This is a genomic window from Limosilactobacillus avium (genome assembly GCF_947381485.1).
Classification (GTDB): domain Bacteria; phylum Bacillota; class Bacilli; order Lactobacillales; family Lactobacillaceae; genus Limosilactobacillus; species Limosilactobacillus avium.
Genome location: NZ_CANCWN010000002.1, coordinates 136754 through 157569, shown reverse-complemented (window position 1 = coordinate 157569; position 20816 = coordinate 136754). Strand labels below are relative to the sequence as shown.

The window sequence follows — 20816 nt, the reverse complement described above, 5'->3', positions numbered from 1 at the left end:
TGTGTGGTAACACCATTAAAGACCTTGATGGTTTTTTCTGTCCACTTAAATGTTCAACTTAAATTTTACAATCTGCCAAAATAAAATCTGTATTTTGAGGTCGTAAGCTATGGAAGAATTTGTTTTTAATGATATGGAACAAACCATTATGGGTATTCATATTGAAGAATGTTGTGAATATCATGCGGTTAAAGATGCAACTCTATTTAATGTTTATGAAGGATGGAAACCAACAAAAAAGGATATCGAAAAACTAATAGAATATTCTCCTTCTAATGATAAAAAGATGTTACATGATTATCAAAGAATCTATGGTGGTTACTATGAAAAATGATACTCTTGAGCAAGAATTTAAGTACTCAAACGGCACCTTGCGAAATAAACTAGGAATTACTCAATCTGAATTTTTAAGTTCTATGGAATTTAATACGGTAAGTCAACGAATTAAAGCTATTAAATTGAATCCAAATAAATTTAAGGTTAATAGTATCAGTGACTTTAAGCTAATGCATAGGTTTCTTTTCGGGCGAATTTATTCTTGGGCAGGACAAGATCGTCATGAGCACAGACCGCCTTATGATCTATCAAAAAATGGACATCAGTTTCAACCTTGGTCAAGTATGGACATGGCAGAAAAATGGATTAATCGAGAACTAGCTGACACTAATGCCAAGGTAAAACCGCTAGCTATAGATTATGCAAATTTATTGATTGATATAAATGAGCTCCATCCATTTAGAGAGGGTAATGGTAGAACTACTAAAATATTTTTACAGACCATTGCAGGACAACATAAACAAGAACTTTGGTTTCCACGGTATCAAGGAGAGTTAGTTAAGGCAATGAACAATGTGGATTTTGAAGAGGTTAGTCGTATTATTAAAGTAGTAAATAGATAAAGGTTAATTAATTTATTTTTGAGAGGATATTGAAATGTTAAAAGGCGATTTTGTATCAATCAAATTGGATTTTGAAAATATGGAAAGTATGACTGTTCCTAAAAGTGCAATTAAATCAATTGATTTTAGAGGATTAACCCAGCAAAGATTGAAGTATAATAAGAAAAATGATAGTAGTGGACTTATTATTGAATATAATGCCGAATATTGTGAAATTCAATTAGATAGAGAATATTTAATGAATGATAAAATCAGGACATTCAGTGGCTACACCTTAAAACAAAGAATAAATTACTGGAATGACATTGTGAACGTTGATGTTATTTTTAATGATCATACTATAGAAAGTATTTACTTGCCTTGGAACGGCAATGAAGACAATAGATGGCAAAAGTCATATAGTGTAAAAGAACAAAATACTCTCGTTATTAATATTCACAATCCAAAATTTGAAGAAATTAAATAAGAAAGTATAGAGTTTGAATAACTATTGAAGTCACAAACTTTTTAGGTATGGTACAATACTAAGGCTATTGAATAAGTTTTAATGATAATGTTTACATTTTAAGTATGTACTTAAAAATAACAAGGCTACTTAACTTATATCTGGAGGTTATTTAATGGGAGCAATTGTTGCGCTAGCATTAGTAATTGGAGTTATAGGATGTATGATTTTTGGTACAGGGGGTTGGTATATATATGGCAACCATATTTTTGAGGGTACAGGATGTTTTAGTGCCATATTAGTTTTTGGAATACTTGGAGTTATTATGTATGCTCTCTTTGGAGAGACTATTGGCAATGTTTGTGTCTTAATAATGATACTTTATTTATTTTTTAAGTAATTTTTTAACTTAAAGTACCTAATAACAAATATTAGACAAAAGTTTAATGATTTGGTTCTTCATCAATAAGTTCCGATAAATAAATTTAAATCAAGTAGCTTGTCCCTATGAAAAGATATGAGCTGTTTGTTTATTTTTAAGAACAATGAAGTTATTAGCACAAGTTATCCATGCTAATACTCCCTTTACTATTGATATTAAAAAATAATTCTAGTAGTAACAACATACGAGAATATTAGTCGGCCGGAAAAAGCACAGCAAAAAATAGGGAAGCTTTTATTCGTGCCTATAATTTCAAAATCAAAATAATAAATATGTATTATAATTAAGTTGTGAATATATTAATGTTGGGGTAGATAATATGAAAGATTACAAAAACAGAGACTGGGATTACCTTATTAGAGGAGTTAGATATGATGAAAGTGGCTATGACCAGTTCGGTTACGATAAAGATGGCTATGACAAATATGGCTATGATAGAGAAGGATTTAACAAAGATGGCTACGAAAGATCTGGCTATGATAGAAATGGCTATAACAGAGAAGGCTATGATCGACGAGGTTATGATGAAGACGGTTATAACAGATATGGCTATGACAAACAAGGTTACGATAGAGACGGTTATACTGATTTAGGCTACGATAGATTTGGCTATAACAGAGAAGGCTATGACAAAGATGGCTACGACAGGGACGGTTTTAATAAAAATAAAATGTCAGAAACAGGGTTGCCCAAATCGTCCTATATCAATGGCTATGATAAAGATAGCTATGACCCATTCGGTTACGATAAAGATGGCTATGATAAAAATGGCTATGGTAAAAATGGCTATGACAGAGATGGTTATGATAAACAAGGTTACGATAGGGAAGGCTATAACAGAGAAGGCTATGATAAACAAAGATATGATAGAGATGGTTATACTGGTGACAATGTTTTTAGTTACTACGCTTACGATAGGGAAGGCTATAACAGAGATGGCTATGACAAATATGGCTACGACAGGGATGGCTTTAATAAAATTAAAATGTCAGAAACAGGGTTACCCAAATCGTCCTATATCAATGGCTATGATAAAGATGGCTATGACCCATTCGGTTACGATAAAGATGGCTATGACAAAAATGGCTATGACAAAAATGGCTATGACAGAGAAGGCTATGACAGAGCAGGTTTTGACAAAAGTCATCATGATAGGGATGGCTATGCTTGGACTGAAATGCCACGAATTATTCCTTTCTCGTACTATTATGTAACGACGATAAATTCAAGTAACGAGTACCCACCGGAATATATTAATGGCTATGACAGATATGGGTACAATCCTTATGGCTATGATAAAGATGGTTACGATAGGTATGGCTACACTTATGCTGGATTCCACCACTCTGATAAATTTTATAACTGAGTACTGACCTTAAATAAGTACGGCGAATTGTCAAACTAAGTGCAACGGTTTGTCAAAAAATACTTCATATGGGGTTTCATAACTTAACACTTTGTGAGGACGTTGATTTTGCTTTTGGCAGTGTTCAACGTCCTTTTCTGTATTATGGCTCTTCGTCAAGAAGTACTGATGAGAAAATAGAATAAGTTTTAAGTAGCTCGTGTCTGGAATTTGGCATGAGCTGTTCTTTTATGGTTCCAGTTGATGGCAATATATGAATTAGGTAGGGCGAGCAGGATACGAGCCCGAAGATTGAAGAAGTTACGAAAACCATAAGCGGTTCGTTTAATAACTTTAATCTTGTTATTTGTCCCTTCTGTCAAGGGCGGTTTTGAATTGTCGTTTTATGGCGGTTTAAAAATGTATGATTCGGGCGGTTTAAGAATTGACCGATGCCAAACGGTATGACTTCCCCTTGATCTTAATCACGTGTGAATGATAGACAAGGCGGTCCAAAATCGCCTCTGCAGTCGCAGTACTCTGGAGGACGGTTCCCCAACTTGATAATGGCACATTGGTCGTTATGTCAGATTCATATATCTGTACAAGTTATATATGTTACATAAGTTATTCAGCATTTCAATATACAGCAAAAGGACGACCTAGCAATACTGGCAGATTATATCAAGAAACGGTAGCAAGAACTAAACGACCAGGACAACTAGCCAAGCGGGTTAGCTGTCCTTTTTATTTACCGGTGCAATTTATCCACGCTTTGCACCGATAACGAATTGATTGCACTAAAACACCCCGCCCCCGTTACCACTCAGAAGAGAGCGGCACACAATGCCGTCGGCCTGCACGCAAGCGTTAATTTTAAAAATTTTACCCCTAGGGGGGGTAGTACTGGTTAAATGTTATCAAACCGGTATTTATCGGGGATGACCATTAGAAAAACATCCCCGTTTTAGCAACAAAAAAGGCAGCCATCACATAGCCGCCCTTTAATGTTCAAAAATTGAACTCACAACAAACCCAATACTCGTTAATTATAGCATGGCAGGTTATTAACATCCCCCAGCAACTAAAAAAGCCCTCAATCGGTTTTATGGATTGCATGGGCTGAAAATTCTAGCGGGTTGTGGTGTCCGGGTTGATGGTTAAACACACGGTGTCCCCAACGACCACTATTTTTTCTTTGAGTATACCATCATGCTGACAATCCCGACACCCTAAAAGCAATCGCCAGCAATTAGGGGATGATTTTTCCGCACCCTTTTCCGCAGGGCAAAATAAAAAGGCCGCCTAATTGGTGACCTATCAACGCCGGCAAGAAATAAAATTTTGTCGTGAGTTTGTCGTGGACTTGCTAAAAAATACGTTTTTATAGATTTTTAGGAAAATAAAAATGCTGATATATCAACGTTTTAGCGCTATTGATAATCAGCATAAAATAAAAAAATCACCCGCACGGCATTTTTAAATGCCGGTGTAGAGCGATTTATAACGTTTTTAGCTCAATTTTAGCTCAATTAAATGCTTTCCAGCTTTTTAACGATTAGATTATCGTTTTTATTTTTGTATTCTTCAATCAAGTAAGAATAAACACCCAGAGTAATATTTATGTTTGAGTGCCCTAGTCGCTTACTGATTGCATTTATATCGACACCTTGACCAATCAAATAGGCAACATGAACATGCCGTAATGAGTGAAAGGTAAAATCTTTTTTACTCAACTTAGCTTCTTTCATTATTGAATGGAGACAGCTATTTAAAGCATTAGAAGTCGGTATTGTTCCGAACACATTCTTAAAAACCATTGTAGAACCATTGGCCTTCAAATCTTCAAGATATTTTAGCAACTTACGGTTAACTCTAATGACCCGGTTGCTTGATTTTGTCTTTGTGGGTTTGAAGGCTTTTTCTCTTTCGTCCCACGATTTACTTATTGAAATTGTAGAATGCAAGAAATCAATATCATTCCACGTTAACGCTTGTATTTCTGCTTTCCTCATTCCGGTGTAGATTGCCGTAAGTATCATATAACGACTAGTGTTATATCGCTCAAGCTTACTAACAATAAATTCTTTTAACCGATGTAGTTCCTCGTTGCTAAGATACTCAGTCTTACGAGAATTATCTTTGTTATAGGCTATTTCAACATTTCTTGTAAAATTCCGATTAATGATTCCATCATCAATCGCATAAGAAATACAAGTGTCACAAGCACCTTTTAGTTTCCTTACAGATTCATAAGCATGGTGTTCACCATACCAATTAATAAATGCTTGATAATCAGAACGGACAATATCTTTTAACTTGGTTTTCTTGAAATACTTCTTTATCAATTTACCAAACAACTCATATTGATAACTAGCACTGTGACTTTGGGCTTTATTCTTCTTATAAAGATCAAACCAACGATTATAGTAATCGTAAAAACTAATATCTTTACTAGCTGAATTATTTTCTTTTAGCTTAGCTTCAAGTTCCAGTGCTGCTTCTTTAGCTTGCCTTCGTAATTTGTGACGGCCAGCCGACTTTTTGTGGCGCTTATTGTTTCCATCATAATAATAAGCGTAGCCTTGATAACCATTCTTAACCTTTGAAATTGTAATGCTCATTAACTTCACCCTTTCGATTCGCTCAGCTCATCGACACGGGGGATATGTTAAGAGGTGAAAATACATAATAAGCAAAACAAAACTCTACATCTCTACATAGTGTCCTAACCCCTTGGGAGAGTAAGGCTCAACCGTGTAGAGACTTATGTAGAATGTAGACTACATTTTCTCTACATAAAAGACGGTATCATAATCAATTCCGGGTAAAAATGGTACCGCATGGCCTAATCCCTTGTGGCTGTAAGGCTCAATCGGTACCATAATGGTTTCGACGGTACCATAATCAAATTAGTGTGGAAATGGTACCCTACTTTGATTCGTCACTATCATCTTTCTTAATAGGAAAACTAGATAGTAACTTATCAACATTGGGAAGAATATCGTCTTTATTATATTCCATGTTCCCATTGGCAATTTGCCACATAGAAATGATAACAGATTCAAAATTAATTTGTTGGTCTGGGGAACCATAATTTCTAAGCAACTCAAATAGTGAAATAAACCCGTTATATATTCCTAGTTCTGCGGCATTTAATGGTTCTTTCTCTATAATTTTCTTTGCCCTATTGAGAAGTTCTATATTTTTTCTTCTAGTTTTCTCAATTGCGTCATTAACAAGAATAGCTCCCTCTAATCGAATTGCATTGACCTGCTTCTTGTCTTCTTCACTTAATTTAAGTTCTTTAATTGCATTATAATTTCTTACTTTTTCAATAAGCTTTATAGTTTCCTTGGTATTCAAATGTTCACCGTTAATAAGATACTCAACAGAAACACCGCCAAGTTCAGCTATTTTTTCTAATCTTTTGGCGTTGGGCTTTGTATCGCCACTTTCCCACCTGGAAACACCACCTTTCCCAATTGGTGGTGAAAAGCGCTCACCAAACTGTGTTTGGTTTTCTCCTAATCTCATTCTTATAGCTTTAATTCTTTTGCCGATTTCTTTTTTATTCACTAAGTATCATCACCATTTGTCCTCGAAAAAGTTGAGTTAATGTTGTTGACTTTATTTTAATAGTGCTATATGATTAAGTCAATCAGTTAGTTGAGTATTAGTTGAGCCTAACTGAGTTTATTTTTGAGATTAGGTTGAGTTAATGTTGAGAGAGAAGGTGAAATAATGGCAACGATAACTACCGAAACCAAAATTTCTGATAATTTTGCAAACGACATTAAAGAAGTTGCAATTCAAGCAATTCTTCAAGCCAAAGACCAGGCGCTTAAAAGTGAATACCCATTATACATGAGTAAAAAAGAAGCGGCTGACTATCTTCACATTTCGCTTGGAACATTAAACGATTGGATTGATACTAGCGATATTCCTTACAAACATATTGGTAAGACCTACCGCTTCAATCGCAATGACTTAGACAAGTTTATGGCTACAAAGTAATCAACTACCGGCACGGGGGATATGTTAGGAGGTGATTCAATGTTAGCTAAGATTGACCAGGCCATACTGAACTTTTGGTTCACTAGCCCGGACGACCGGGCCTGGGCCTACGGTATGACACTACTTCCCTTGTTAGCTTTAATTGCTTCAATCATTAACTACTTATAGAAAGGACGATTGAGAATGACTAAGACTAAAGATCAACTAGAAAACGAAAAAGCCGCTGACAGTGAGAACGCCAATTCAGACACTGACAACGACTAACGCTTTTAGGGTAAAGAATATTTGTGAAACAAAAAAAGTCCTTGAGCTGGCTGGCTTTGAGGACGTGAAACATAAATATCTTTACCCTTTCATTTTAACACAGATGAAAGGATTTGGAAGAATGAATTTTGATGATATTTTAACAAAGCTATACCAGACTACTGATCTACTTCAGGCCCTAGATGATGAGCTAGACCTAACACTAGATCACGTTGGAACGAGAAACCTTACCACAGAAGAAGCACGGGCAATTGCATATGAAATTCAACGTGACCAGAGCGCTATTGAAACATTACTAGCGATAGCCAAGAGCAATGTAATTGATTCAACTAAACAACTTAGTGCATATAACGAAGTGAAAGGCGGTGGCGACAATGCCTAAAACAATAGCCTTCCCTGCAAAAATGGCCCACGCTAACCGCTGGGGACTGTGGAAGCGTGATATTGAGGTAAGCGGCCACATAAATAAAATTCCCTGGGACCCACTTCGCAATCAGCCTGGCAAAAGTAATGACCCGGTAACTTGGTGTAGTTACCAACAAGCACGGCAATATTACCACGAAGCCCCTGCTGTATTCGGCGGACCATCATTCTACCTAGGTGATAGTTGGTGCTTACTGGACCTAGACGATATTACCGACACAATCGCCGAACATAATCTAGGCGAAGTCAATCTGATTGACCAGATTCTCTTTTTACTAGACGACACCTACTGTGAAGTATCTACGTCACAATCTGGATTGCATTTTATTTTCCGAGTAGAAAGTTCCGTAACTAACTTCGGTCAATACAAAAAGGTTAAAGATGAATACACCAACAACAAGAGCCGTGAACTTTACCATGATAAAAGATTCGTAGCCTTAACTGGTAACTGTCTAAACGATGAAACGTCACATATAACCACAATTGGCCAGGAAAGGTGGTCACAACTCTACCAACTGGTATTCGGCCAAGAATTAGAACAGAACACCAATGTGGACGCTAAGCCTGTCCAGATTAAACATCGTCAACAGCTTTCACCTACTGCTAAAAAAATAATGCAAGCAATCCTAAATAGTAATACTGGAGATGATAAGCGTCTTCGCAATTGGCTTGATGTACCAGTTTTTGACAGTACAAGAGAAGCGCAAGCCCACAAGGTATTTGACTTCGACCACAGTGCCGAAGATCAGAGCTGTTGCAATATGCTGGCCTACTGGACCAAATGCGACCCCCAGTTAATGGACGAGATTTTCCGACAGACACAACTATACAGGCCCAAGTGGGACCGACAAACTGGCGGTTTTACGTATGGCGATATAACTATTCAAAACGCAATTAACTATAAATCTGCACAGTTTAACAGTTGGAAGAAACGTCAGCCAAAGATTATCGTAAAGGGGGTTATTGAATAAATGAGTGATGAAAATATTGAAAAACAACTTCAAGCACTAAAAAAAGAAATTAAAGCATTTAGTTACCGATTCTCTTCTAATTCAAAAAGCGTAGAGCTTGCGAACAAAATTGAAGATATGCTGCTAGACGAGTATTCAAAGAAAGAAGCAGCTATGTTCGGCGCTGACGTTCTCAAAAAAGTTAAAAGCCTTGAAATGTCTAATTCAGATTATAAAGCCCTGCTAATTCTAGGACTAACCGATCAAATAGCATTAGGCATTCGGCCGGATTCTAGGCAAGAAGTAATGGACAATATGCTGACTTCAAAGAATGGCGCTATCAATGCAAAGTCACGAGAAAACGTCCGTTTAATCCTAACTAGGGATAGCCATTACAGCGGATTGCTTCGTTGGAACCAATTTACTGAACAAGCTGAATATCGAAAAGATTCTAAAACTAATAGCTATGTACCAGTTAACGATAAATTTACTAACCAACTAACTGATAATATTGAACGTTACTATCGTTACACCCCTTCAACTCAAACTGTTCTAGCTGGTATCAAACTAGCAGCCCTTGATAATTCGTATAATCCAGTAAAGCAACGGATTGAAAGTGTTAAATGGGACGGTAAAAAACGGGCAGCAACCTTCTTTATTGACTACCTAGGCGCTGACAATAACGAATATGTTAAAGCGGTCACAGAGACGTGGCTAACTGGACTGGTTGCCCGTGCTTATAATCCAGGTGTCAAATTTGACATGGTACCGGTAATTGATGGTGCCCAGGGAATTGGTAAGAGTTCTCTTATTTCTTTATTGTCAGAGCCAAAATACTTTGATGATTCGCTTATGACCATGGGTGTACGTAAAGACGATTTAATCAAGGTACACACAAAATGGTTAATTGAAATTGGCGAACTAGAAGCAATGAATGAGACTTCCATTTCCAGAACGAAAGCCTTTATTACCGCTACAAGCGACAGCTATCGTTCCCCGTACGGCACTATCAATGAAGATCACCCACGGAAGAATGTATTTATTGGTACTGTCAACCGGACAGAGTATTTACACGATCTAACCGGGAACCGCCGTTTCTTCCCTATTCACTGTGAAATTAAGCGAGCTACCAAGAAGTTACCACGGCCTAATGATTACAACAATTCAGAAATTTTTCAGGTACTAGCCGAAGCTAAGACTTTGTATGACAACGGGCACCCGTTAATGTTAAGCAAGTCAATGCAAGTAATAGCTAAGCAAAAACAGACCGAAGCTAATACTCTTGATATGCAAGCTAACCTTATGAAGGAATATGCTAACCTGCTGGTTCCAATTGACTGGGACAAATTCTCAATTTTTCAACGGAGGGAATATTGGAAACGAGTTAGAGATGAAGGCGTATATGCTTATGTTACTACTCAAAGTAAAAATAGCGATAACGTTAGAACAATTATTGCTAAAGAGGATTTACACAAGATGAAGTCATTTACTAATTCAGAATTATTACAGGTTGCCTTTAATCAAACCAATAAAGAAATTGCTAGAGGTGGCCAGAATACACTAACCGCTAAGATAGCGATGGTATTCGATAACGACCCCGAATGGAAAAAAAGTGACAATTGTAAGTTGTTTGGTCACAGAAGAAAAGGATATAAACGTGTTTAGATAACACGGTTATACACAGTTAAAAGTTTCTACCGTGTATGCCTTTACCCCTTGGTGCCGTAAGGATAGATACATATTCAACACGGTTACACACTATATAAAGAGTAACCTAGTAAGGGTTGTAAGAGTAAGTTACCTAGTAAATGTTTTTAGTTTTTACCGTACCGTGTAGTTATTGTCACAAACATTGCTATGACGGCAATTCAAGGCGACACGGTAGCATAAATGAAGCGTGTCATTGTGGGCGCTCACACAGAGAAGGAAGAAGGATAATCATGATTAAAACAAAAGAATTTGTACATTACAGTGGATTAGAGAGTAAGAAGAAGCACACTTTAGAAGAACAGATTAATGAGTTTATCAAAGACAAAGAATTAATTGATATTAAATATCAAGTTAACGAAGATGAAGATTTCTTAAGCCGTTATGCACTGGTGATTTACAAGGACGGTGATAAATAATGTTGAACTATGACATTACTAGAATGAAAAGTAAAGTGACGTTTGAAACGGTAAAGAGTCACCAGAATAAAATGGGAGTTAATGTTACCTCACCTGTCGAAGTAGCTACCGTATGGTCTGGCGAATACAATAACACCATGACCCAGACATATTCTAACCTGGGTACTAACATTAACGTTGACCTGGTGCTAGTTATCAGGCACAACCCAAGTATCAAGAAGAATTACAAGGCCAAGTACAAAGGACAGCATTATGATATTGTTAACATTAACAGTGACGAACGATTGAATGCCTTTGACTTAGTAACATTGAGACAAGCTAAGGGACATACAACAAGAAAGTAAGCATTGAGGGAGTAGCTAGTTACTGCTCCCTTTTGTATTGGAGGTAATAACATGAAACCAATTCACCTATGTAATTATCCTGGTTGTTCTAAGCTGATTCCCTATGACCAACGCTATTGTAGTAAGCACGAATACCACAAGCCAATTGACCAAGCAGACAAACAAGAACGACACATGATTAATAAGGCTGTCTACCATAAGCGGATAACTAGCCAACACGAAGGCAAGTACCAACACTTCTATCGTTCGGCAGCATGGAAGAAACTAAGTCACCGTTGGTTAATGATGCACCCTTTATGCGTGTCCTGTGAAGCACATGGTATCTATCGCAAGGCTGACCTTGTGGACCATGTGATTGAGCTAAGAGACGACTGGAGTAAGCGACTAGACAAAGACAACCTTCAAAGTCTTTGCTATTCATGCCATAACCGAAAGACATGGAAAGAAAAGCATAAGCGTATGGCTAAAACACGAACAATAAATGAAAAATAAAATTATTGTTCGTCATTTTACCCCCGGGCCTATGCTTGCCAGAGGGGAGCGGGGCAGGGACTTTCGCTTCAATAAAGGTCCAATTTGCCTGGTTTTCCATTATTCCTATGTATAAAACACATAATATACAGCTTTTTATACATATTATTAATAGAAATGTAAATCGCTATTATTAGGGGGTAAATTGATTAAGTAACCCGTAATAATCACGAACAATTGTTTGCCTTTTTCACTTAAAAAGGGTATAATATTCGTATAATAAAGATTACTGGGTATAAATAGCCATTAGATATTCGTCTATTGGCTATTTTTGCTATGTTAAGGTGGTGAATTGTATGGCAAACATTAAACCAGTAGAAAAGTTGAGAGGTCACTGGACAAAAGACCAGTTAGCTGATCGTGAAGAAGTCCAGAATAACCTTAAAGAAAACTATGAAGCAATTGATGAAACGGTTCCCGAAGAGTTACACGGTTACGCCCGTAAGGAATGGCAAAAGATCGTGCCCCTACTCAAAAAGGAAACACCAGCAAGCAACCTAGACCGTAGCCAATTAATTAATTACTGTGTCCTAGCACAGACGGTTCACACCTGCCAGAAATATATCCTTCAAGATGGTTTGTGTGTCATGACTTCGCAAGGCACTAAGAAGATCAATCCATACTTCAATATGCAAGACAAGGCCATTAAGAATATGCGAGCAATTGCCAGTGACTTTGGCTTGAATATTAGTAGCCGGGCCAAGTTAGAAAACCAAAAGGTAAAGCAACAAGACCCGGAAGACCCGTTTGCTGACTTCTTGGCAGATGATGCAAGTTGATTAAATACGTTGATGATGTATTGTCTGGTAAGATCGTAGCCGGGAAGAAGATACGCCTTGCCTGTGAGCGTTATAAACGTGATTTAGAGCGTTCAAAGAGTGACGACTTCCCCTACTACTATGATGAAAAGATGGCCCGTAAAGCCTGCCAGTTTGTCCAGATGCTGCCATTAACCGATGGTGGTAAGTTTCACCTAGCCGAATACCAAGAATGGATAGTAAGCGAGTTATACGGCTGGCGAGTAAAAGAAACCGGTGAACGGCGTTACACACAGGGTATGGTATCAATGGCCCGTAAGTCTGGTAAAACCTATCTAGCCGCTTCCCTGGCCGCTATTGGTTTGATGATGGAAAACAAACCAGCTAAGAACCGCCAAGTCCTTTTCGTCTCTAACGCCTTGAAACAAGCGAAGTTGGGTTACGATATGCTTTCAAGTAGTCTCAGACAGGTACAAAAGACTAGTCGATTAGTCCGTCACCGGGTAAAGGTGCAAAAGGAACGTATCACCGACCTACCTACCGATAGCTTTGCTACGGCCCTAGCTAGTGACACTAATACCCTTGATGGTTACGCCGGGACAACGATAATTCTTGATGAGTACGCAGCAGCCAAAGACCGCAAGGTATATGATGTTTTGAAGTCCGGGCAAGCACAGGAACCAAATAGCCTGCTACTCATTATTTCTACGAGTGGCCTGGACCTTAACGTTCCAATGTATGCTGAATATAAGATGTTAAGCGATGTGTTAGCTGGTAAGAAGCAAGCAGATCGCTATTTTATTGCTATCTGGGAGCTGGACGACCGTAAAGAAGTCACTAAGCCTAAGACGTGGATTAAGGCTAACCCTATCTTTGAAATACCAGCGATTAAGAAGCGTATGCAACCAAAGATTCAAGATGATGTAAACCTAGGTATCGCACAGGACGATTTAATTCCGGTGCTAACAAAGAATTTTAATATGTGGCTTCAAGCTGCCGATAATTCCTATATTAGTGTGGACGACTGGGATAAAACCGAAATAGACACCCCCGACACTACCGGGCGTGACGTTTATATTGGCTTTGATATGAGTAAGACAAACGACTTAACGGCGATTAGTTGGGTAGTTCCAATTGATGGCCGTTTTTACGTGGATTCTCATTCCTGGGTAGGTACTAAATACGGCCTAGACCGCAAAATTAAACTAGACGGCTTTAACTATCGGGCTGGTGAAAAACGTGGTGAATGTTCTATCACTACCTTAGCTTCTGGTGTGATTGATATTGACGATGTGTTCGCTTATCTGCAAAACGTCATTCGCCAAAACCATTGGAATGTGAAAGCTATCTGCTATGACCCGTGGAATTTCAATAACATTCTAGCCAAGTGTGAAAGAGAGCTGCCAGATATTCCACTAATTGAAGTACGACAAGGGACTTTAACTCTCAATGTTCCGACCCGTGAGTTTAGAGACAATCTATTCCAAAAGAAGATCATTCATGATGATAACCAACTGCTTCGCTATTCAATGATTAATGCCCGGATTAAAGAAGATAACAACGGCTGGCAACTACAAAAGCGAAGCCGTAACTCTAACAGTCGGATTGACCCGGCGGCGGCCCTTATGAATGCTTATGTTTTCGCCCGAACCTATTTTACTGACCAAGAGAAGAGCAAGACGTTAAATGACTTCTACTCCAGTCCAGAGTTTTTGCAATGAAAGGTGGTGAGATGAATTAATGAGTTTGTTTAATAACTGGTTTAATAAGAATACGACTACAACCAATCATGACCCGTTTCTTGATGCGTTGGTTAGCATTTCAAGTGACGACCCCTACGCCTATGTATCACCGTCAAACTTGCGTAATAGCGATGTTTTTACGGCAATCAATATTATTGCCAGTGACGTAGCTTCAAACCCGGTATTGTGCGACACGGACGTTATTAACAAGATGATTAACGTTTCCCCTAACGACACGATGGACGGTTTCCATTTTAAATACGCTTTAATGGCTAATTTATTACTCAACGGTAATTCGTTTGCTGAGATTTTGCCTAACCATAACTTGCGGTTTATTCCTAACAATCAAATGACCGTAAGCCAAGACACAATCACCGGGCGCTTAAAGTATACCTACTCACCTGACGGGAAAATTAAGCGAGTGATTCCACCTAACAAGGTGCTGCACTTCAAATATTTCACCCTTGACGGTGTATCTGGATTAAGCCCCCTGTATGCGTTGAAAGATGAATTAGGCGTACAGAATGCTGGTAACAAGTTGCTGCTTAACTTCTTTAATAACGGGATTCACGGTACAACGGTGGTCAAGGTCAAGCAAGCCGATTTAAACCCCGACGCCGTTAATAACATTCGTAAGAAGTTCGATGATGCCAACTCCGGCCCTAACTCAATGAAAACCGTTGTTGTTGATGATTCTATGGACGTTAGCAACCTGTCACTCAATACAGATGTGCTTAAACTGGTCAACTCTAACGACTGGACAACCAGACAGATTGCCAAGGCGTTTGGTCTGCCCGTTGAGCGGTTAGGGCTTGAAAACGAGCATAGCAACCAGCAACAAAGTAACCTGCAATACTTACAAAGTACCCTACAACACTACTTTGATTGTTTCACTAGCGAACTATCTAAGAAGTTTGGTAAGGACTTTACCTTTAACACCGATAAGCTGCTAAGCCTTGACCCTGCTACCATTCAACAACAGGCAATTGACGGCTATAACAATGGCTTGCTGACCAGGAATGAAGCCCGTAGCAAGTTAGGGTTGCCACCGACTAGCGATGGTGACAGCTTTACCGATAATACACAGAAAGGAATGAATGAAAATAATGGAAGATCGCCGATTAACGATTAATGCTGAATTGCGAGCGGCAGAACCTACTCCACAGGCTCCCACAGAACCACAAGACAGCGATAAGCAGGATAAGACGGATAATAACCCACAACCTGCTAAAACGGCCCAGAACAGCCCAAAGAAGCTCTCTGGTTATGCGATTGTTTGGAATACCCCTAGCAAGGATTTAGGGGGCTTCAAAGAAGTTGTATCACCGGACGCTCTTAAAGGTGTGGACCTGTCTAATGTCTTAATGCTCAACGACCATGATTACACACAAGTCTTAGCAAGTGTTAAGGCTGGTACTTTAAAGCTGACCCCAGATGATAAGGGGCTTCACTTTGAAGCTACCCTACCAGATACCACTACTGCCAACGATGTATTCGCCAACGTACAAGCTGGTAACCTTGATAGCTGTTCTTTTAGCTTTGACATTGACGATGGTTCCGATGAATGGGACAAGGACGACCAGGGCAATATCACTCGGACTATTAACCAGATTAAAGACCTGTTTGAGTGTTCAATTGTGGCTGTTCCGGCGTACGATTCAACTAATGTAAATGCTGATAACTCTGATAATAAGAATGTAAATGTAGACACCCGTTCATATGAACAATTTATTAAGGGGGAAAAGGAAAAAATGACTGAAAAGACTATTATTGATAACAACGAAAAGACTGAAACCCGTAGCTTTGAAGACTTTATTCGTTCACGTGGTGAAATGCGAGACGGTTTGAAAACTTCCGGTGCTACTGCCGTAATTCCACAAGAAGTTGTAACGCCTGTTCTGGAATTAAAGAACAGCAAGTACAACTTAGCTCAATACGCTACTGTTAAGAGCGTTTCAACTGGTTCTGGACACTACCCAATTGCTAAGCGTAATGATAAGGCGGTTTTGGCAACCAAGGAAGAATTGGCTGACATTGCGGACGTTGACGCTAATATGTTTGAAGATGTTCCATTCGATGTGAAGACCCGTGCTGGTAAGATTGCCCTCTCAAATGAGATTGTCGATGATTCTGCCGTTGATATTGTGGCCGAAGTTAAGAACCAACTTCAAAAGCTGGTGGACAATACCGATAACCAAAACATTATGAAGGTGCTGACTGGTGACACGTTCAAGAAAGAAACCGCCACTACTACCGACGACTTAAAGAAGATTTTCAATGTTGACCTTGACCCTGCTTTGAACAAGATGTGGTTAGTCAACCAGTCTGGATTTAACTACCTGGATACTTTGAAGGACAGCGAAGGACGTTACCTGCTACAACCTAACCCAACCGCTGCTAGTGGTTTCTCACTGTTTGGTGCCCCTGTGGTTATGATTAGTGACGCTGTCATGCCTAACAATTCCGATGGTTCATTCCCATTAATCGTTGGTGACATGGCCGAAGCCGTTGCCGTATTCCGCCGCAACCAAGTAACAGCACAATGGGATAAGTTTGACCAATTCGCCCAGGGCCTGTCTGTAATCGTTCGTAACGACTACAAGCCAATTTCAAGCGATGCTGCTATCAACATTTCACTTTCCAACGGCAAGGGCGCTGGTAAGTAACTAACTTAAAACTACAATCAACTCAAAGAGCCTACCTATTCGTGATGAGTGGGTAGGCTCTTATTTTGTTAGGAGTGATATAAAATGACAGAACCAAGTAATAACCCGATTGAAATTTCAGTAGATACTATCAAAGACGCTTTACGAATTGACGGGAACGAAGATGATATTCTAATCCGAGGATATATTGATACTGCCAAGGATTATGTATCTAACTCAGTTGTTGACGGTGAACCACCAAAAGAATTAACCGATAACCGTAAGTACCGCCTAGCCGTAATTATCCTAGTGCAATTCTGGTACACTAACCGCACAATCGACATTAAGCAGACCCCTTATCAAGTACGTTCGTTGATTCAACAATTGCGAGGAGAACTATGGCAATAAAGCATACTAAACAATTAATCATGCTTTTAAAGCATGGTATAATATAAGTGTGCTAGAAATAGCACAAATATTAATAAGAAAGGTGGCGGATCCGTTCGTCTATCCACCGCCTCCACCTTATTGATACTTCGACTTATCTTGAATTGTATAGAAAATCACTGTTAAATGTTCAAATCTTAGTAGACGGTTTTAGCGATTCACGTAGGTTGTTTAATTTGTTGATATTCATTGTTAACTCTTCTTTATTTATAATAAAATAGCTGTGGTTACAGAGCTTTGCTCACCAGGAAACTGGCAGAGTTGTACGTAACTATTAAAGCGTCGTCAATTGCGACGCTTTTCTTATATACCCAGTAATCACTAATAAAGGTGGTTACAAATATGCGAAAAGATATTAAAGAAATCCGACAAGTTTTAAAAGACTATGCACGATTAAAGAAGGATTTAGCACTAATTAATGCACGCAATACACTAATTAACAGTCCCTCATTTGAGGGTACTGGTTCTCATAGCAATACCAATCACACTGAAAATAAATTCGTCAATCATGCCAATCTAAGTTGGCAATTGCACCGGGTAGAAGATGCAATCAACAATATTAAAGATTCTAAGTACCGGTTCATTATTAACAAGTACATAGTCAATAAGAAGTACAACCGTAAAGAATTATGTGACCGATACAATATTGGCTTGCGTAGCTTTAACACCATGAAAAACCGTGCATTAGTGGAATTTGCCAAAAACTATGGTATGGATCAGCTCTTAGACGAAATGAAAAAGCCCCAGGTGTATGATTGATTATCTTATGTTGACTAGCAGGCCAATGATTGGTACAATGAATCTTGTCGTTATTTTTATCTCAAGGGCGCTCCATGTGAGCGTCTTTTTTTGTACAGAAAAACCGCCTAGCCAAAATACTAGACGGTCGTTCAAGTCGCTAAACCATGCTATAATATTATTGTATTTAGTAATCTTAGTACATTGGTGTCTGCCAATGTACTTTTTTATTGCGAAATTTAAAATAAAAAAACCACCACAGAAACTGTGATGGCCAACGTGCCGATGAGAAATTTTAGCTCAATTTTAGCTCAATTTCTTATAAAAATAGGTTTTAATCAGTTTTATCTAATTTTGAAAATGCCTTTATATCAACTGTTTAGCACTATTTAACATTAGATGAAACTATCAATAATCACCCGCACGGGGATCGAACCCGTAACTCCGCCTTGAGAGGGCGACGTCTTAACCAATTTGACCAGCGGGCAATAACGTACAAATGGAATTATACGTTATCCAATACGGCCTTGTCAACAATTTTTCTAAAAAGAACTACTCAAACGAGAGTTCCAGCAAGTAGACATGCTTCTCTGGCAGGTGCGACGTTGTGATCCAGGCATCATGGTAGGACTTTGCGGACCCGCCAATCTTTTGGAAGTAGTAATCCAACAGGTCACCATTCTTGGCCACGAACTCGTTGGCCAGGCGGTTAACCATCAAGCGCATGTCAGGAAAGTAAAAGCCGCTGTCCGCAATCTTAAGCTTATCCGAAAAGAGGATAAAGACCGTGTTAGTATACCGTGGTTCACAAAGCTTGATCAGCTCCGGATGGTGTTTCAGTTTTGTCAACACATAATAGATAGAATCAGAATTACTAGCCATTTTCTTTCTCCTTACTCGACCTATTGTATCAGGAAACAACAGGCCCGTAAAACGGTATTATTTCCACCACAGCTTAATTAGTGCCTGGGTGCCATCACTGCCTAATCCATCTTCATCTACTAACTCTTCATATAGGTGCTTGGCCTCCTTTGTTGCCGGGAGGTTCAGGTCCATCTTATCCGCCTCTTCTAACGCAATCCGCAGGTCCTTCAGGAAGTGCTTAGCAAAAAATCCTGGGGTGTAATCACCCTTCAAAACCCGGGGCCCATAGTTACTCAGGCTCCAGTTTGCTGCGGCCCCGCTACCAACGGTCTTAATAACTTCATTTAAATCTAGACCGGCTTGTTTTGCGTAAACCAGCATCTCGGTCATCCCCGTCATTGTCCCGGCAATCATAATCTGGTTTGCGGCCTTAGCATGTTGGCCACTCCCCGCCGGACCGAAGTAGTGCCATGACGCACTGAATTGCTCAAGAACGGGCGCAATTGCATCAACGTCTGCACGCTGGCCACCGAGCATTACCGTCAAGGTCCCGTTCTTAGCGCCCACATCACCACCGGATACCGGTGCATCAACGACGTGGGCACCCTTCTTTTCACCATCAATTGCAATCCGCTGGGCAAGAGATGGCCGGCTGGTGGTCATGTCGACCAGGTACTGACCCGCCTGGGCGACTGCTAGAACCCCATCTTGACCATAGTAGACGTCTTCAACGTCCTGGGGAAAACCTACCATCGTAAAGACGATTTCGTTCCCGGTGGTTGCTGCCGCCGGCGTGGCCGCCCACTTTGCTCCCCGGTCAAGAACCGCCTGGGCGTGCGCCTTGGTCCGGTTATAAACCGTTACGTCATTACCATGTTTTAAGAGGTTGTTGATGATTCCGGTCCCCATCACACCAGTACCGATAAAGCCAATCTTCATTTTTCTCAGCCCTTCCTGCTTCTATTTATTTCCTATCATACACCATCTCGAAATTTCCCGGGAAATAAAAAAGTCTTGTCAGGACAATCACTGTCCCCACAAGACTTGATAAATAAAAAAATTGGGCATACTGGTCTCGAACCAGTAAATTATGGATTCAGAGTCCACTGCCTTACCAGTTTGGCGAATGCCCAATTACGTTGTCGCTTAACAACAATAATTACTATACTAAGAAATACTGAACTAGTCAATAGTTTTTTAAGATTTATTTTTTAGCTGCGGCGTATCTTTGCTCCTGCTTGGCAATCCGGGCCTTCGTCTTTGCCACTACAGCCGGCGTTTGCGTACCGTTCTTCCAGTAAGCAACGTCCGCTTTGATCTGTTCCTGGGTCTCTGAAACATAGTCGTGCCGCAGGTAGTTATAGTCTGCATCCTCGTCCTGCTTTTGCCAAACCGCTGCCATGATGAACTGGCTCCTGGTACGTTGCAGGTCACGGACCGCTGGATTGCTGTCGTCAACGGCCCGCACACTAATGACCTTGGCCGTTGCCATCGGTGGTAGGACCGCGTTATCTGGCAGGTACGGGGCAACGGGCACGTTAATCAGCGCGTCAATCATTACTTCTTGCCAGTTTTCCCGTGTTGCCAGACGGTGCGCCAATCCCGGCTCAACATCGTTCGCTACTAAGTAATCTTTTTCTGGTCCCCAACTTAACTTAACATGGACTTCAAACACGGTTGCCATTGCAAACCCTCCCTTAAAATTCCAGTGATATTATACCGCAGCTTGCCCCTCCATGCTGCACCTTTTTTAACTATTTGTAAAAAGCTATGCAAACCGATAGACTAATTGATAGTTATTTCATAAAATATCAGCATTAAGGAGATGAACACAAT

At 39.6% G+C, this 20816-nt stretch carries 24 protein-coding genes, 2 tRNA genes and 3 pseudogenes; 19 read left to right on the top strand and 10 right to left on the bottom strand.

Annotated elements, in window-relative coordinates; genetic code table 11:
• The first annotated feature begins 109 nt into the window (after positions 1 to 109).
• The 5 genes from QOS01_RS01650 (at position 110) to QOS01_RS01630 (ending at position 3152) form a co-directional block, all read left to right on the top strand.
• Positions 110 to 334 carry a hypothetical protein gene (locus tag QOS01_RS01650; protein ID WP_283620807.1) on the top strand — a complete coding sequence of 75 codons (225 nt, stop codon included), beginning with the start codon at positions 110 to 112 and terminating at the stop codon, positions 332 to 334.
• A complete protein-coding gene (locus tag QOS01_RS01645) occupies positions 324 to 899 on the top strand; it encodes a Fic family protein (protein WP_283620806.1) in 576 nt (191 codons plus the stop codon). The genes QOS01_RS01650 and QOS01_RS01645 overlap by 11 nt, the downstream gene beginning before the upstream one ends.
• 34 nt (positions 900 to 933) lie before the next feature.
• Entirely contained in the window at positions 934 to 1365 is a 432-nt protein-coding gene (locus QOS01_RS01640) for a hypothetical protein (RefSeq protein WP_283620805.1), read from the top strand.
• Positions 1366 to 1519: 154 nt separating this feature from the next.
• Entirely contained in the window at positions 1520 to 1744 is a 225-nt protein-coding gene (locus tag QOS01_RS01635; RefSeq protein WP_283620804.1) for a hypothetical protein, read from the top strand.
• Between the two features lie 361 nt (positions 1745 to 2105).
• Positions 2106 to 3152, top strand: coding sequence for a hypothetical protein (locus QOS01_RS01630; protein WP_283620803.1), 1047 nt, complete (start codon positions 2106 to 2108; stop codon positions 3150 to 3152).
• Positions 3153 to 3182: 30 nt separating this feature from the next.
• Here QOS01_RS01630 and QOS01_RS10785 read toward each other — a convergent pair.
• The 5 genes and pseudogenes from QOS01_RS10785 to QOS01_RS01610 form a co-directional block, all read right to left on the bottom strand.
• Positions 3183 to 3293 (bottom strand): annotated as a pseudogene (locus tag QOS01_RS10785) (IS30 family transposase); the annotation flags it as partial.
• Between the two features lie 47 nt (positions 3294 to 3340).
• Positions 3341 to 3508: pseudogene (locus QOS01_RS01625) on the bottom strand (transposase); the annotation flags it as partial.
• Positions 3509 to 3569: 61 nt separating this feature from the next.
• Positions 3570 to 3716: pseudogene (locus QOS01_RS01620) on the bottom strand (ATP-binding protein); the annotation flags it as partial.
• A 947-nt stretch (positions 3717 to 4663) separates the two neighbouring features.
• Positions 4664 to 5755: a tyrosine-type recombinase/integrase gene (locus QOS01_RS01615; protein ID WP_283620802.1), complete on the bottom strand. Its 1092-nt coding sequence runs from the start codon at positions 5753 to 5755 to the stop codon at positions 4664 to 4666.
• A 307-nt stretch (positions 5756 to 6062) separates the two neighbouring features.
• Positions 6063 to 6710: a helix-turn-helix domain-containing protein gene (locus QOS01_RS01610; RefSeq protein WP_283620801.1), complete on the bottom strand. Its 648-nt coding sequence runs from the start codon at positions 6708 to 6710 to the stop codon at positions 6063 to 6065.
• Positions 6711 to 6875: 165 nt separating this feature from the next.
• On the opposite strand from QOS01_RS01610, the gene QOS01_RS01605 reads away from it, so the two are divergent.
• The 14 genes from QOS01_RS01605 (at position 6876) to QOS01_RS01540 (ending at position 18137) form a co-directional block, all read left to right on the top strand.
• Positions 6876 to 7148: a helix-turn-helix domain-containing protein gene (locus tag QOS01_RS01605; protein WP_283620800.1), complete on the top strand. Its 273-nt coding sequence runs from the start codon at positions 6876 to 6878 to the stop codon at positions 7146 to 7148.
• 39 nt (positions 7149 to 7187) lie between these two features.
• Positions 7188 to 7316, top strand: coding sequence for a hypothetical protein (locus tag QOS01_RS01600; protein WP_283620799.1), 129 nt, complete (start codon positions 7188 to 7190; stop codon positions 7314 to 7316).
• Positions 7317 to 7533: 217 nt separating this feature from the next.
• Entirely contained in the window at positions 7534 to 7794 is a 261-nt protein-coding gene (locus tag QOS01_RS01595) for a hypothetical protein (protein ID WP_283620798.1), read from the top strand.
• Positions 7787 to 8806, top strand: a complete 1020-nt coding sequence (locus QOS01_RS01590; RefSeq protein ID WP_283620797.1) for a phage NrS-1 polymerase family protein — start codon at positions 7787 to 7789, stop codon at positions 8804 to 8806. The genes QOS01_RS01595 and QOS01_RS01590 overlap by 8 nt, the downstream gene beginning before the upstream one ends.
• Positions 8807 to 10450: a virulence-associated E family protein gene (locus QOS01_RS01585; protein ID WP_283620796.1), complete on the top strand. Its 1644-nt coding sequence runs from the start codon at positions 8807 to 8809 to the stop codon at positions 10448 to 10450.
• A 275-nt stretch (positions 10451 to 10725) separates the two neighbouring features.
• Positions 10726 to 10911: a sporulation protein Cse60 gene (locus QOS01_RS01580; protein WP_283620795.1), complete on the top strand. Its 186-nt coding sequence runs from the start codon at positions 10726 to 10728 to the stop codon at positions 10909 to 10911.
• Positions 10912 to 10934: 23 nt separating this feature from the next.
• Entirely contained in the window at positions 10935 to 11255 is a 321-nt protein-coding gene (locus QOS01_RS01575; RefSeq protein WP_283620794.1) for a phage head closure protein, read from the top strand.
• A 51-nt stretch (positions 11256 to 11306) separates the two neighbouring features.
• Positions 11307 to 11747, top strand: coding sequence for an HNH endonuclease (locus QOS01_RS01570; protein ID WP_283620793.1), 441 nt, complete (start codon positions 11307 to 11309; stop codon positions 11745 to 11747).
• 335 nt (positions 11748 to 12082) lie between these two features.
• Positions 12083 to 12565 carry a phage terminase small subunit P27 family gene (locus QOS01_RS01565; RefSeq protein WP_283620792.1) on the top strand — a complete coding sequence of 161 codons (483 nt, stop codon included), beginning with the start codon at positions 12083 to 12085 and terminating at the stop codon, positions 12563 to 12565.
• A complete protein-coding gene (locus QOS01_RS01560; RefSeq protein WP_283620791.1) occupies positions 12562 to 14265 on the top strand; it encodes a terminase large subunit in 1704 nt (567 codons plus the stop codon). The genes QOS01_RS01565 and QOS01_RS01560 overlap by 4 nt, the downstream gene beginning before the upstream one ends.
• Positions 14266 to 14284: 19 nt before the next feature.
• On the top strand, positions 14285 to 15418 hold the full coding sequence (locus QOS01_RS01555; RefSeq protein WP_283620790.1) for a phage portal protein: 1134 nt from the start codon (positions 14285 to 14287) through the stop codon (positions 15416 to 15418).
• On the top strand, positions 15393 to 16952 hold the full coding sequence (locus QOS01_RS01550; protein WP_408612409.1) for a phage major capsid protein: 1560 nt from the start codon (positions 15393 to 15395) through the stop codon (positions 16950 to 16952). The genes QOS01_RS01555 and QOS01_RS01550 overlap by 26 nt, the downstream gene beginning before the upstream one ends.
• A gap of 84 nt (positions 16953 to 17036) precedes the next feature.
• Entirely contained in the window at positions 17037 to 17339 is a 303-nt protein-coding gene (locus QOS01_RS01545; RefSeq protein WP_283620789.1) for a head-tail connector protein, read from the top strand.
• A gap of 381 nt (positions 17340 to 17720) precedes the next feature.
• A complete protein-coding gene (locus QOS01_RS01540) occupies positions 17721 to 18137 on the top strand; it encodes a hypothetical protein (protein WP_283620788.1) in 417 nt (138 codons plus the stop codon).
• A gap of 394 nt (positions 18138 to 18531) precedes the next feature.
• Here the strand turns inward: QOS01_RS01540 and QOS01_RS01535 are convergent.
• The 5 genes from QOS01_RS01535 to QOS01_RS01515 all read right to left on the bottom strand — a co-directional run bounded on the left by QOS01_RS01535 (position 18532) and on the right by QOS01_RS01515 (position 20664).
• Positions 18532 to 18604, bottom strand: a tRNA-Glu gene (locus tag QOS01_RS01535).
• A 64-nt stretch (positions 18605 to 18668) separates the two neighbouring features.
• The gene (locus QOS01_RS01530) at positions 18669 to 18998 is read right to left on the bottom strand and encodes a hypothetical protein (RefSeq protein WP_283620787.1); all 330 of its coding nucleotides are present in this window, start codon (positions 18996 to 18998) and stop codon (positions 18669 to 18671) included.
• Positions 18999 to 19055: 57 nt separating this feature from the next.
• On the bottom strand, positions 19056 to 19919 hold the full coding sequence (locus tag QOS01_RS01525) for an NAD(P)-dependent oxidoreductase (RefSeq protein WP_283620786.1): 864 nt from the start codon (positions 19917 to 19919) through the stop codon (positions 19056 to 19058).
• Between the two features lie 121 nt (positions 19920 to 20040).
• Positions 20041 to 20113: transfer RNA gene (locus tag QOS01_RS01520), tRNA-Gln, on the bottom strand.
• 71 nt (positions 20114 to 20184) lie between these two features.
• Positions 20185 to 20664 carry a DUF7679 family protein gene (locus tag QOS01_RS01515; protein WP_283620785.1) on the bottom strand — a complete coding sequence of 160 codons (480 nt, stop codon included), beginning with the start codon at positions 20662 to 20664 and terminating at the stop codon, positions 20185 to 20187.
• Positions 20665 to 20816 lie beyond the last annotated feature (152 nt).